12 protein-coding genes are annotated in these 13,091 nt (G+C 38.0%); 8 read left to right on the top strand and 4 right to left on the bottom strand.

The window, feature by feature from the left end; all coding sequences use genetic code 11:
- Positions 1-9: 9 nt before the first annotated feature.
- The 6 genes from trpB (at position 10) to H8S90_RS19520 (ending at position 8,257) form a co-directional block, all read left to right on the top strand.
- Complete coding sequence (gene trpB, locus H8S90_RS19545; protein ID WP_187339492.1) at positions 10-1,194, top strand: tryptophan synthase subunit beta; 1,185 nt, start codon at positions 10-12, stop codon at positions 1,192-1,194.
- A gap of 32 nt (positions 1,195-1,226) precedes the next feature.
- Entirely contained in the window at positions 1,227-2,012 is a 786-nt protein-coding gene (gene trpA / locus H8S90_RS19540; protein ID WP_187339491.1) for a tryptophan synthase subunit alpha, read from the top strand.
- Positions 2,013-2,191: 179 nt separating this feature from the next.
- A complete protein-coding gene (locus H8S90_RS19535; protein WP_187339490.1) occupies positions 2,192-3,562 on the top strand; it encodes a dipeptidase in 1,371 nt (456 codons plus the stop codon).
- Positions 3,563-3,696: 134 nt separating this feature from the next.
- On the top strand, positions 3,697-6,315 hold the full coding sequence (alaS, locus tag H8S90_RS19530; protein ID WP_187339489.1) for an alanine--tRNA ligase: 2,619 nt from the start codon (positions 3,697-3,699) through the stop codon (positions 6,313-6,315).
- 60 nt (positions 6,316-6,375) lie between these two features.
- Complete coding sequence (locus tag H8S90_RS19525) at positions 6,376-7,464, top strand: TlpA disulfide reductase family protein (protein ID WP_187339488.1); 1,089 nt, start codon at positions 6,376-6,378, stop codon at positions 7,462-7,464.
- A 103-nt stretch (positions 7,465-7,567) separates the two neighbouring features.
- A complete protein-coding gene (locus tag H8S90_RS19520; protein ID WP_187339487.1) occupies positions 7,568-8,257 on the top strand; it encodes a response regulator transcription factor in 690 nt (229 codons plus the stop codon).
- A gap of 73 nt (positions 8,258-8,330) precedes the next feature.
- Here H8S90_RS19520 and H8S90_RS19515 read toward each other — a convergent pair whose 3' ends face one another.
- A complete protein-coding gene (locus H8S90_RS19515) occupies positions 8,331-9,161 on the bottom strand; it encodes a ferritin-like domain-containing protein (protein WP_187339486.1) in 831 nt (276 codons plus the stop codon).
- A gap of 10 nt (positions 9,162-9,171) precedes the next feature.
- Positions 9,172-9,888, bottom strand: a complete 717-nt coding sequence (locus H8S90_RS19510; RefSeq protein WP_187339485.1) for a ferritin-like domain-containing protein — start codon at positions 9,886-9,888, stop codon at positions 9,172-9,174.
- A gap of 275 nt (positions 9,889-10,163) precedes the next feature.
- On the opposite strand from H8S90_RS19510, the gene H8S90_RS19505 reads away from it, so the two are divergent.
- A complete protein-coding gene (locus H8S90_RS19505; protein ID WP_187339484.1) occupies positions 10,164-10,901 on the top strand; it encodes an RluA family pseudouridine synthase in 738 nt (245 codons plus the stop codon).
- Positions 10,902-10,930: 29 nt separating this feature from the next.
- Here the strand turns inward: H8S90_RS19505 and H8S90_RS19500 are convergent, their stop codons facing one another.
- A complete protein-coding gene (locus H8S90_RS19500; RefSeq protein ID WP_187339483.1) occupies positions 10,931-11,830 on the bottom strand; it encodes a 3-hydroxyacyl-CoA dehydrogenase family protein in 900 nt (299 codons plus the stop codon).
- Between the two features lie 35 nt (positions 11,831-11,865).
- Complete coding sequence (locus H8S90_RS19495) at positions 11,866-12,636, bottom strand: LexA family transcriptional regulator (RefSeq protein WP_187339482.1); 771 nt, start codon at positions 12,634-12,636, stop codon at positions 11,866-11,868.
- Between the two features lie 98 nt (positions 12,637-12,734).
- Between H8S90_RS19495 and H8S90_RS19490 the strand changes: the two genes are divergently transcribed.
- Positions 12,735-13,091 carry a GIY-YIG nuclease family protein gene (locus H8S90_RS19490; protein WP_187339481.1) on the top strand — a complete coding sequence of 119 codons (357 nt, stop codon included), beginning with the start codon at positions 12,735-12,737 and terminating at the stop codon, positions 13,089-13,091.

Genomic DNA, 13,091 nt, shown 5'->3' with positions numbered 1-13,091 from the left:
TAAGATAAAATGAGTAAATATCAAGTGAATGAAAAAGGTTATTATGGTATTTTCGGCGGAGCGTATATCCCCGAAATGATGTACCCCAACATCGAGGAACTTCGACTAAATTATTTGGAGATAATCAATAGCGATTCGTTTTTGAAAGAGTTTGAAAGTCTTTTGAAGGATTATGTAGGTAGGCCGTCTCCTCTATACTTAGCCAAGCGTTTGTCGGAAAGATATGGTGCACAAATTTTTTTAAAAAGAGAAGATTTAAATCACACAGGAGCACATAAAATCAATAATACAATAGGGCAGATTTTGCTGGCAAAACGTTTAGGAAAGAAGCGGATAATTGCCGAAACCGGAGCCGGACAACATGGAGTAGCAACAGCCACCGTATGTGCTTTAATGGGGTTGGAGTGTGTGGTTTATATGGGTGAAATTGACATTAAAAGGCAGTCACCCAATGTTGCACGAATGAAAATGATGGGAGCAGAGGTACGTCCAGCCGCCTCGGGTAGTAAGACGTTAAAAGACGCTACAAATGAAGCCATGCGCGATTGGATTAATAATCCCGTAGACACGCATTACATTATCGGTTCGGTAGTTGGCCCTCATCCATACCCAGACATGGTTGCACGATTTCAATCAGTTATCTCTTCCGAAACTCGTAGACAATTGCTTGAAAAAACAGGAAAGGAAACACCAGACTATGCCATCGCGTGTGTAGGGGGAGGGAGTAATGCCATTGGCATGTTCTATCATTTCCTAGCAGATGAACAGGTGAAATTAATTGCTGCTGAAGCTGCCGGAAAAGGAATTGACAGTGGCTATTCTGCTGCCACCTCAGTTTTGGGAAAGGAAGGAGTTTTGCATGGGAGTCATACGATTCTAATGCAAACAGTGGACGGACAGGTAATAGAGCCGTATTCTATTTCAGCTGGACTTGATTATCCGGGAATTGGTCCACAGCACGCTTTTCTTCATAAGATAGGAAGAGCTCAATATGTAAGTATAACGGATCAAGATGCGATGAATGCCGGACTTTTGCTAACACGTCTAGAAGGCATTATACCAGCTATAGAGAGTGCGCATGCGTTGGCGCAATTGGAAAAAATGTCTTTTGAAAAGGGTGATAATGTAGTTGTCTGCTTATCAGGTAGAGGTGACAAGGATTTGGATAATTATATGAAGCATTTTAATTTTTAGCAGGGTCGTATATAACGAAGAATATATTGATAATGAATAGAATTAATGAACTTTTTGAAAGTAAAGGCAAGAAAAAACTACTTTCTATCTATTATACAGCGGGGTATCCGGGTTTAGATGATACCATTGAACTGGCGAAAACCTTACAAGCCTCTGGAGTTGATTTTTTAGAAATTGGGTTCCCTTATTCAGATCCGGTAGCTGATGGCCCCGTTATACAGCATAGCTCCGAACAGGCTTTAAAAAACGGCATGTCGTTGGAGTGTCTGTTCAACCAATTAAAAACATTACGGCAGCAGGTCAGTATTCCTGTCTTGCTTATGGGGTATGTTAATCCAATGCTTCAATATGGTGTAGAACGCTTTTGCCGTGCTTGCGCAGAAGTTGGTGTAGACGGCGTAATTGTGCCGGATCTTCCCGTTTATGAATATGAAGAGCATTATCACGATATATTTAAAAAGTATAATGTAAGTAATATATTTTTGATTACACCGCAAACTTCGGAAGAGCGGGTACGTAAAATTGACGCATTAAGTACCGGTTTTATTTATATGGTTTCGTCATCTTCTACCACAGGAAAGAATCTGGCAGTTTCTGAAAGTTCTCAGGCCTATTTTGATAGAATTAAAAAATTAAATTTGCGCAATCCATTGACTATAGGCTTTGGTATTTCCGATCACGAAAGTTTTGAACATGCGTTGACTTATGCAGATGCAGCGATTGTGGGAAGTGCTTTTGTCAAATTACTTCAAGAACCGGATTTTTTCGATAAAATACCCGGGTTTGTGGAGAAAATTAAGGGAGAAGTTACGGTATGATACTGGTAATAGTTTACATCGTAAATATCAATTCCTTAGTTCATATATGAATGACATATATAACGGTGATAATAGCATGTTAGGGCTATAAAATGGACGGCTTTTTACTAGCCCTTATCGCAATCGACACCATGAAGTTTTAATCAATTTTATGTAGGTTTGCAACAAACAGAATTATTATGTCAAACATTAAAAACTATGTTGAAGCCAACAAGCAACGTTTTTTAGACGAGCTGTTTGAGTTGCTTCGTTTTCCTTCGGTAAGTGCCGATCCTAAATATAAAGAAGACGTATTAAAGACTGCTGAATATATTGCAGACAAACTAAAAACATCCGGTGCGGATAATGTGGAAGTTTGTCCGACTGCAGGAAATCCTATTGTCTATGGTGAAAAGATTGTTGATCCATCAAAACCTACCGTGTTAGTTTATGGTCATTATGATGTTCAACCTCCTGAGCCTTTGGAATTGTGGCATACACCTCCTTTTGAACCAACAGTAAGGGATGGTAAAATATTTGCGAGAGGTGCTTGTGATGATAAGGGACAAATGTATATGCACATAAAAGCATTTGAAGTCATGCAGGAAACAGGAGGGTTACCGTGCAATATTAAATTCATGATTGAAGGTGAAGAAGAAGTCGGCTCAGATAATTTAGGCGTTTTTGTTAAAGAAAATAAAGAGAAGCTTGCTGCCGATGTAGTGTTGATTTCTGATACGGCTATGATCAGCTTGGAAACCCCTTCTTTAGAAACAGGACTGCGTGGTTTGTCTTATTTAGAAGTTGAGGTAATCGGACCTAATCGCGACCTTCATTCAGGAGTATACGGCGGTGCCGTAGCTAATCCTGCGACTATTTTGGCTAAAATGATCGCATCTCTTCACGATGAGCATAATCATATCACGATTCCCGGGTTTTATGATGATGTAGTTGAACTGAATGCAGAAGATAGAACAGCTTTAAATCAAGCCCCATTTAATGAACAGGAATATAAAGATGATTTAGGTATTGACGAATTGTGGGGTGAAGAAGGGTATACCACCATAGAACGTACGGGCATACGTCCAACACTAGAGGTGAACGGTATATGGGGTGGTTATACAGGCGAAGGAGCAAAAACAGTATTGCCGTCTAAGGCGCAGGCTAAGATTTCTATGCGTTTAGTTCCCAATCAACAATCGGCTACCATTACGGCCCTGTTTCAGAAGCATTTCGAAACCATCGCTCCGAAATATGTGAAAGTTAAAGTGACTCCGCATCACGGGGGAGATCCAGCGGTAACGCCGACTGATAGTATTGCTTATAAGGCGGCTGAAAAGGCAATCACCGAGTCTTTCGGTAAGGAACCTATTCCATGCCGGGGTGGAGGCAGTATCCCTATTGTTGCCCTTTTTGAAGAGGAGTTAGGACTTAAAACAGTGTTGATGGGGTTTGGTCTGGATAGCGATAATTTGCATTCGCCTAACGAAAAATATGACATAGCTAATTATTATAAAGGAATAGAAACCATTCCATTATTTCATAAATATTTTGCTGAATTAAGTGTTTGATGAACACGGATTTTTCGAAAGGATTAAGGAGGAGGCCTCTCAAGGCTTCCTCCTCCTATTTTTGTACACATTTTATTATTACATTACATTACGGAAATACGTTAACTTTGTCCTTCGTAATAAATAGTTATTAAATGACTAGCAGAGAAATAAGACAAGCATTTTTAGATTTTTTTAAAAGTAGAGGCCATATAATAGTTCCTTCAGCACCGATTGTGGTCAAAAATGATCCGACCTTGATGTTTACCAATGCTGGTATGAATCAATTTAAAGAATTATTTTTAGGAGAAGCGCCTATACAGCATTCCCGTGTAGCTGATACGCAAAGATGTTTGAGGGTTTCAGGTAAACACAATGACTTAGAGGAAGTTGGTATTGATACCTATCACCATACAATGTTTGAAATGCTGGGAAATTGGAGTTTTGGTGACTATTTTAAGGAAGAGGCTATTGCTTGGAGCTGGGAGCTATTAACTGAAGTGTATGGGATCGCAAAAGACCGATTATATGTGACTGTCTTCGAAGGTGATGAGAAAGAAGGGCTCCCTGCCGACACAGAAGCGTATAATTTTTGGAAAAGACATATAGACCCCGACCGTATTCTGAAAGGAAATAAAAAGGATAACTTCTGGGAAATGGGGGATGTTGGTCCTTGTGGACCTTCTTCTGAAATTCATATTGATTGCAGAAGTGACGATGAACGTTTGGCAATTGACGGAGGTACCTTGGTCAACGCAGATCATCCACAAGTAATTGAAATATGGAACAATGTTTTCATTCAGTTTAATAGGTTAAAAGATGGATCTCTCACACCGCTACCGGCCCAACATGTTGATACCGGTATGGGATTTGAACGATTGGTTCGGGTACTTCAGCATAAAACATCCAACTACGATACAGATGTATTTCAGCCACTTATAAATACAATAGCTGAGGCAGCGAAGGTCAACTACGGAGACGAAGAACAAAAAGATATAGCGATGCGTGTAATGGCTGATCATGTCAGAGCGATTTCTTTTGCCATAGCAGATGGGCAATTACCGTCTAACAATAAGGCTGGTTATGTCATCAGGCGAATTTTGCGCCGTGCCGTTCGTTATGCATATACTTTTTTAGCGATTAAAGAACCTTTCTTAAATAAATTAGTTCCTGTTTTAGCCACGCAGTTTGAAGGAGTATTTGATGAATTATATCTTCAGAAAGACTTTGTTCAGAAAGTGATCTTAGAGGAAGAGGTGTCTTTCTTACGAACCCTAATAACGGGCATACAACGATTTGATAGCTACCAAACGAACGAAAAATTAGTAGAAGGTGATTTCGCTTTTGAATTATATGATACCTATGGCTTTCCCATCGATTTAACAAGTTTAATGGCCCGTGAGAAGGGGTGGGAAGTTGATATGATTGGATTTAACAGCGCTTTATGTATACAAAAAGAGCGGTCAAGAACAGCCACTAATATTGATACGGGCGACTGGATAGTACTCGTTGATAATGAAGATACTTCTTTTGTGGGCTATGATGTGTTAGAGCACACTTGTAAGATATTGAAGTACAGACAAGTTTCCAGTAAAGGGAAAAAACAATATCAGTTGATTTTGTCATTCACACCTTTTTATCCAGAAGGGGGAGGCCAGGTTGGGGACACTGGGCTGTTAATTGATCAGCATGATGGAAGTATATTGCGTATCACGGACACAAAAAAGGAGAATGCTTTAATCATCCATTATGTAAGCGAATTACCTAATGACATACAAAGTACTTTCGTAGCGCGAGTAGATAAAATTAGACGTATAGACATAGAAGCAAACCATTCTGCAACCCATTTATTGCATGCTGCCCTTAAGGAGGTTTTGGGAGTACATGTTAATCAAAAAGGGTCTTTGGTAAATGCTGAACTATTGAGATTTGATTTTTCTCATTTTTCAAAAGTTAGCCACGAAGAATTATTGCAAATTGAGCGGTTGGTTAATAGTAAAATACGTGAGAATATCGCATTGATGGAAGAACGGTCTGTTCCTTATAAAGAAGCTATGGCGTCCGGGGTTACAGCCCTGTTTGGTGAAAAGTACGGTGATAATGTACGTATAATAACATTTGATGATGAATTCTCGAAAGAGCTTTGCGGTGGAACACATGTGAAAAATACCGGAAATATTGGTTTTTTCAAGATAATCAATGAAAATGCAATAGCTGCAGGTGTGCGACGTATAGAAGCCATTACAGGACAAAAAGCAGAGGAATATATAAATCATCAGGATAGTCTTTTATACAGATTAAAAGAGCTACTTAAAAATCCGAAAGATATTACCGTTGCCGTGACGGCACTTCTAGAGGAAAACAGTGAATTAAAAAGAGAAATCGAACAGTCTACCCGAGAGAAAACACTGCAAACAAAAAAAGAGCTGTTGAACAAAGTAGAGTCTATCAATGGATTACACTTTATTGCAGAAAAAATTGATCTTCCAAATGCAGATGCCGTGAAAAATCTAGCGTTTGCCATTAAAGCATCGATAGTTGAGAACTTATTTATGATCTTGGCGGCCAATATTGACGGTAAACCACATTTGGCTATAATGATTTCTGAAAATCTTGTTGAAGAAAAAGGTTTTAATGCTGGTAAAATTGTGAAGGAACTCGCGAAGGAAATAAAAGGCGGTGGGGGTGGACAACCATTTTTTGCTACAGCCGGGGGTAAAGATGTTAGTGCTTTGGATAGCGTACTATTAAAAGCAAAGGAGGTCGTAAAGTAACCTGCTCATGTATTTATATTGCTAAGTTGAAGTATATTTCTTCTAACAAATCAGTTTATCATGAAAAAAATAATATTTACAGTAAGCATCATGATCTTTTTTGCTTGTAGCAATGACGATCAGTTTGTGTTGGATGGAGAATTGGTCAATAGTGGAGATGTTAAGAAGATTTTTCTCTACGAAGGCGGAAACGTGGTGGACTCGGCCTTTCTAGATGAAAACAATAAGTTCCGATTTCGGAGAACAGCGCCAATGCCTCAATTTTACGATTTAAAAATAGGGAACAACCATTATTTTTTTGTACTTAGCAATGGTGAAAAGGTTGGATTCAAGGCTAATCTCGAGGACCCTGATGGGAAATATGATATAAGTGGCTCAGAAATATCCAGTAAAATTAAAGCATTTAGTGAGATTAACATGCATTATGCTAATATATCAAAAAAGATTGAAGGGGAATTTCAGATGAGATTGGGAGCAGAACCGGATAAAGAAAAAGAAATAAGAGAAGAGTTGTTAAATAAATATAAAACCAATTTGACTGAGTTCTCCCAAGATGTATTGGCTTTCTCACAGAGAAATATCGACAACTTAGCGGGCTTTTATGCAATAAGTTCACTCGACCCTGTTGAATATGAACAGGAAATGATGGCTTATGCAGATTCGATCAAGAATAAGTTTCCCCAAAATGCTGCGGTACGAGATTTTGTCACACATATGGCAGAACTTAAACCATTGAGTATTGGTAATAGGGCCCCAGATTTCGAATTAATGAATGAGAAGGGAAAAAATGTGAAGCTTTCTGACTTCAGAGGTCAGTATACTTTGGTAGATTTTTGGGCATCGTGGTGCGTCCCTTGTAGAGAGGAGAATCCCAATATTGTTAGTCAATATAATATTTTTAAAGATAGAAATTTCACCGTTTTAGGGGTGTCGCTTGATAATAATCAAGCAGCTTGGGTGAAAGCCATCAAAGATGATAAGCTAACTTGGATCCATGTTTCTGATTTGCAAGCATGGAATAGTAAAGCTGCTGAGCTCTATAAAGTATCAAGCATACCGGCATCTTTTCTGCTCGACCCAGAAGGTGTTATTATTGCAAAGAACTTAAGAGGTATAGCGTTAGCAGAATTTCTTCAAAAAACCTTGTAATTTTAAGTTGATGTCACCCGATTTATTATCGTTAACGATTTGTTAATATTATCTTAACTTTTATTTGCAATTAAGTACATAATTTAGCGTAAAATTAATGAGTATGAGCAGTACTAAATACAAGATATTAGTTGTTGATGATGAGCCCGATATACTTGAACTCATCGAGTATAACTTGAAAAGAGAAGGTTATACCGTAGTTACAGCTTCTAACGGTCAGGAAGCAGTTTCAACCGCACGAAAGATAAACCCTGATCTGATTATCTTAGATATCATGATGCCAAAAATGGATGGGATAGAAGCCTGTAGAATTATGAGAAGTATGCCGGAATTTAAAAACACTTTTATGGTATTTTTAACTGCTAGAAGTGAGGAATATTCTGAAATTGCTGGATTCAATGTTGGAGCAGATGATTATATTGCCAAACCTATTAAGCCAAGAGCTTTAATTAGCCGTATTAATGCCATATTAAGAAGGAATAGTAAAGGCGAAGAAGTGTTGGATAATAAGGTTGAAATAGCTGATCTTGTAATAGACCGAGAAACTTTTTTGGTATATAAAAATGATGAGAAGATTGTGCTAGCTAAAAAGGAGTTCGAGTTATTATATCTTTTGGCATCCAGACCGGGAAAAGTGTATACCAGAGAGACGATCCTGAAAAGTATCTGGGAAGACTCAGTGGTAGTTACCAACCGGACAATTGATGTGCATATACGTAAGCTACGAGAAAAAATCGGCGACAATTATGTATCTACCGTAAAGGGTGTAGGATATAAGTTTGAAGCTTCTTAGAACAGAATAGCCGATTTTAAATAAAGAACCATAAACACTTGATGTTTGTGGTTCCTTATTTACAAAATGGATGTTAACTGACAATAAATAACTGAGCAATTTCAAGTACGGCATCTTTTGACAATGGTTCATCAAATGATTCTGTCGCTGCACCTGTACTGATTTTTCCATTTATCCCATTTAATGTGGTAATATCTATGTCAGCTTGGATTTTATTATCCTCATTTGCATATATAGGATCAACCGCACTGATTCCCGTATCATTTGATCCAGTTATCCATGGTTTTAAGTTCGCGGCTACTCCACCTCTTGCTCTACGCATTTGCCGGATATGAGCGGCATGTCTGGCTTCAACACTATGGATATTCAATGCATAACGTAATATATTATCATTTTCCATCAGTTCTCCCGCCTGCCCTTTATAGGCTCTAACACCAGTATCCTCAAGTGCATTAGCAATAGCTAAAAAAGTGTCGTAATTGGAAAAAACATCTGAAAATGTACCACTTGCGGTAAAATCAAATTTCGGCTTGGCCACAGCCTTAGCTCCCAATGCCGATTTTAAGAAGTCTACATGCTGGTTTTCGTGATCTCGTATAACCGTTATTGCATCCTTAGCAGTGGTATTCGTAATCAGACCATTCGCTGCCAAAGCCTTTGTGTAGAACTCAGCTTCAAGGTATTCTAATGTTAACGCGAAATTCAGCACGTCTACAATTTTTTGAGGCAACTCTTGACCATAAGCTTTTCTAAGCAGTCCTGATACCACAAATGGTAAACTTGATAATGCTATTTTGGAACCAAATGATGAAATAGTCCGGATCACCATTCTACGTGGATTCAATCTTTCATAAATTTCCAAATCTGCGTTTTCTATATCTTTGATAACTTTAAATACATTCATAACTGTGGGGTTAATAAGTGGGTAAATCTCTAGCGTTAATTTTCGTTTTGATAAACGGTGCAGCTGCTGTCAATACATCGCTTGGACTTTTGGATATTTCCAATCCATTGGCATCTACGACCTCATCGTCTGCAAAGGTGCCATTCCGTACTAGATCACGAATTAGTGCTGCATGACGTGCTTCCACTGATGCAATTTTCCCGGCAAGCAGAAGGTATTCCGGCTGTTGAATCAATTGTCCCGCGCCGTTATACGCAGAAACACCTAAATCTTCGAATGCTTTAGCGGCAGCTAATACATTATCCCGATTGCTAAAATTAATGGATGAGAAATCAACCTCGATATCCGGTATCGCGTTATCGCCTAATGCTAGCTTAAAAAACTCTCGATGAGCAATCTCGTGATCCCTGATATCTACTAGTAGAGAATTCTCCAGATCTGAAATCTCCCCATACGGCGATTCTGCTATCTTTGTGTAAAAAGCAGCTTCGAGCTGTTCTAGAATGTAGGCGTAATTCAGAATTGCTACGTCTCCTTTTCCCATATAAACACCATCTTCCATATCAGGAAAACCATCTTTATTTTTATTGCACGCAGTTGCCAACAAGGCAGAGGTGGCAAGTGTTGCACCGGTAAACTTTAAAAATGACCGCCTCTTTAAATTTGTATGAGAAAGACTATCTTCCCTAGGCTGGTGATCTTCATTATTCATTTTCAAATTTTTCATAGATATTTATAGCTTGATGTGAATTTTTGTATATATACGAGTAGTTAGAATATTTAGATTCCTAAAAGTTCTTTTTTCTAATTTTATTTTAATACAACGTATGGTATGTAGTTAATCAAATGTGATAGGCAACGGCCATAGAAATATGATATACCAAGTGTTGAAGTACCTAAGCATGTATGTCCATATTTTAACTAAATATAAAATTGATTAAATAGCTCAAAATAATCGGTGGTCGACAATAATGTTCAGGTCTTTTCTTACTTTTGTTACTTATGGACGTAAGAGGAAGAAACTTTAAATTCCCTAAGTTTAAAGACATTATTATATACGAAGATCAAGATCTTATAGCAGTAAATAAACCGCCCTTCATTTCATCATTGGATGAGCGCGAAGGAGGGGAGGTTAATATACTAAGGATGGCAAAACAGTACCATACTGATGCGCAAATATGCCACCGGATAGACAAGGAAACCTCTGGGGTTCTGTTAATCGCGAAAAATCCCGCAAGTTACCGTTCGGTTTCTATTGAGTTTGAGAAACGTAGAGTTAAGAAAGTTTATCATGCTATAATAGATGGACACCATGTCTTTGAAGATATGAAGGTCGATTTACCTATATTGAACATGGGGAATAGAAACGTTGCAATAGACCGTGTTAATGGAAAGAATGCTGAAACATGGTTTAAGTCACTACGATATTTTAAAAACTACACCTTAGTAGAGTGTAGGCCCGTAACAGGGCGAATGCACCAGATACGAATCCACTTAGCAACACAGCACGCCTCAATAGTTGGGGATGGTCTTTATAAAGGTAAGCCTGTTTACCTGTCCCATATTAAAAGAGGATATATTTTGGGTAAAGAACAGGAAGAATTACCCATCATGAAACGTTTTGCCTTACATGCGAAAGAGTTGCAACTAAATATCCATGGTAAAAAATATATAATTGAGGCACCTTACCCTAAAGACTTTTCCACATTATTGAAACAGTTAGAGCGATTCAATACATAATTGGAATCGCTCGTAGCATTTTATCTAAATTATACGAGCTTACGAGAAAACTGTTTAGCAACCTGTATATCTTTACTTTTTGCTGGATATTGATAAAAACCCATTCCAGATTTTACTCCTAGATGTTTGGCATGCACCATATTGACCAGCAACGGACAAGGGGCATACTTAGGATTGCCTAAGCCATCGTGTAAAACTTTAAGGATTGCTAAACAGATATCCAAACCAATGAAATCAGCTAGTTGCAAAGGTCCCATGGGATGAGCCATACCAAGTTTCATTACAGTATCTATTTCTTCTACACCTGCAACGCCTTCATATAAACTATAAATAGCCTCATTAATCATGGGCATAAGGATACGGTTAGCAACAAAACCTGGATAATCATTTACAATAACAGGCGTTTTACTTAAGCTTTTTGCTATGCTTACAATACTTTCGGTCACATGCTCATCCGTATCATAGCCCCGTATAACTTCTACTAGTTTCATGACAGGTACGGGGTTCATGAAATGCATACCAACCACCTTTTCTGGCCTTGATGTGTTTGCTGCTATTTGCGTAATAGGTATAGATGAAGTGTTAGTGGCAAGTATGGTATCTGCTGGGCATAAGTTATCCAGTTCTCTAAAAATTCCTAATTTTATATCCGTATTTTCAGAAACAGCCTCTATGGCCAGATCTGCATCCTTAACTGCCAACTCCAGCGAAGTAAAGGTTGTTATATTCTGCAATGCCAGCGTTTTTTCATCCTCACTAAGTATTTGCTTGTTTACTTGTCTAGTTAAGTTTTTCTCTATCGCCTGTAACGCCCTGTCCAGCGAATTTTTATCGATGTCCATTAAGGAAACTTGATAGCCATGTTGAGCAAATGAGTGGGCTATGCCATTACCCATTGTGCCAGAACCAATTACTGTAATACGGTGCATGCTGGTTTTTCTTATTTATTCATTCGGTTATTTATTTATTCGGTTTTGATTCCGCTAATGGTTTTCTGCATCTGTGCCATCATACTGGTAAGCGTTTCTAACGTAGGCTCAGGTGTTGGTTCCGGAAGGTTAGTGCTTATAAAAGCTTTTGCTTTCCATATCTCCAAAATGTCCGCTGTGTCTATCCAATAAGGATCGTAGGTTTTATTATCTGAAAGCAATTTCAAACCTTTGTCTTCCTTAAATTTATGGGCAATACGTTTATAAACAACCCCTTCAGATTTAGAAATGATAATGTAAGTTAGTGAGGGTTTAATGTCAAACCAATTTTCTACGTATTCACTGATAATAATAGTGCCAGGTTGAAGGGGTAGCATAGAATCACCTTTTATTTCAAACGCTCTATAAGTTCCTTGATTAAACATAGGTAATCTAAATTTAGGGAGTTCACTTATGTAGTCAGGATCGGCATAGCCGTTTAGATAGCCAGCGCTTGCTTTAACAGGTACAAGTTCTATATTCTCCCTATCATCTCCGTCGACGGTAATACTGAGGACGCGAAGATTAGAAATGCCCCCTTTTGCCGTAGGTTTCCATTTGTCATCGATTTTATCGTTTACCAATTCGTCCATGGTAAGGTCATAATGCAATGCGAATTTTTTTAGTAATTCATATTTAGGTTCCGCCCGATCCTCTTCATAAGCACCCACTAAAGAACGTTTAATATTCATTAAATCCGCAAACTGCTGCTGTGTATGACCTTTTTTTTTACGAAGATATTTCAGATTAACTGCAATGTTACTCATTTTAAAATAATTTTGTTTTTACTAATATTATTAGTAGTATTGTGCCAATAAAGTTAGTAATTAAATTTTAATAAGCGAAAAATATTAGCTGATTTATTATGAAGTTATTTGTGTACATATTAACAGATTGTAATCGTAAATGTTTACATGTAGGTCTGACGGATGATCTTTTAAAGACAGTTTCTTTTTATAAGACACATAAGCAGTTGTTTTTCGATGCTGCTTCTCAAGTATCTAGATTAGTATATTTTGAAGAATTTAGATCGGAAGAACTTGGTATTGAGCGGTTTAATAACCTAAGTATCTTTACGCGGTCGCAGAAAGAACGTCTGATTCGATCTTACAATAAAGATTGGATAGATTTAAGCTTAAAGCTAGCGGGGGAACAACAAATAGTGGCTAAAAGCAATGATATGTATTACATGAAGCAAACTAACCAGGCTTATATTGCTTGA

The organism is Olivibacter sp. SDN3 (genome assembly GCF_014334135.1).
GTDB lineage: Bacteria > Bacteroidota > Bacteroidia > Sphingobacteriales > Sphingobacteriaceae > Olivibacter.
The sequence above is the reverse complement of the archived record's forward strand: the minus strand, read 5'-3'. Positions and strand labels throughout refer to the sequence as shown.

Bases quoted from the DNA above. Each gene is read 5' to 3' on its own strand.
- trpB (WP_187339492.1), top strand. From the start codon at position 10: ATGAGTAAATATCAAGTGAATGAAAAAGGTTATTATGGTATTTTCGGC.
- trpA (WP_187339491.1), top strand. From the start codon at position 1,227: ATGAATAGAATTAATGAACTTTTTGAAAGTAAAGGCAAGAAAAAACTA.
- H8S90_RS19535 (WP_187339490.1), top strand. From the start codon at position 2,192: ATGTCAAACATTAAAAACTATGTTGAAGCCAACAAGCAACGTTTTTTA.
- alaS (WP_187339489.1), top strand. From the start codon at position 3,697: ATGACTAGCAGAGAAATAAGACAAGCATTTTTAGATTTTTTTAAAAGT.
- H8S90_RS19525 (WP_187339488.1), top strand. From the start codon at position 6,376: ATGAAAAAAATAATATTTACAGTAAGCATCATGATCTTTTTTGCTTGT.
- H8S90_RS19520 (WP_187339487.1), top strand. From the start codon at position 7,568: ATGAGCAGTACTAAATACAAGATATTAGTTGTTGATGATGAGCCCGAT.
- H8S90_RS19515 (WP_187339486.1), bottom strand. From the start codon at position 9,161: ATGAATGTATTTAAAGTTATCAAAGATATAGAAAACGCAGATTTGGAA.
- H8S90_RS19510 (WP_187339485.1), bottom strand. From the start codon at position 9,888: ATGAAAAATTTGAAAATGAATAATGAAGATCACCAGCCTAGGGAAGAT.
- H8S90_RS19505 (WP_187339484.1), top strand. From the start codon at position 10,164: ATGGACGTAAGAGGAAGAAACTTTAAATTCCCTAAGTTTAAAGACATT.
- H8S90_RS19500 (WP_187339483.1), bottom strand. From the start codon at position 11,830: ATGCACCGTATTACAGTAATTGGTTCTGGCACAATGGGTAATGGCATA.
- H8S90_RS19495 (WP_187339482.1), bottom strand. From the start codon at position 12,636: ATGAGTAACATTGCAGTTAATCTGAAATATCTTCGTAAAAAAAAAGGT.
- H8S90_RS19490 (WP_187339481.1), top strand. From the start codon at position 12,735: ATGAAGTTATTTGTGTACATATTAACAGATTGTAATCGTAAATGTTTA.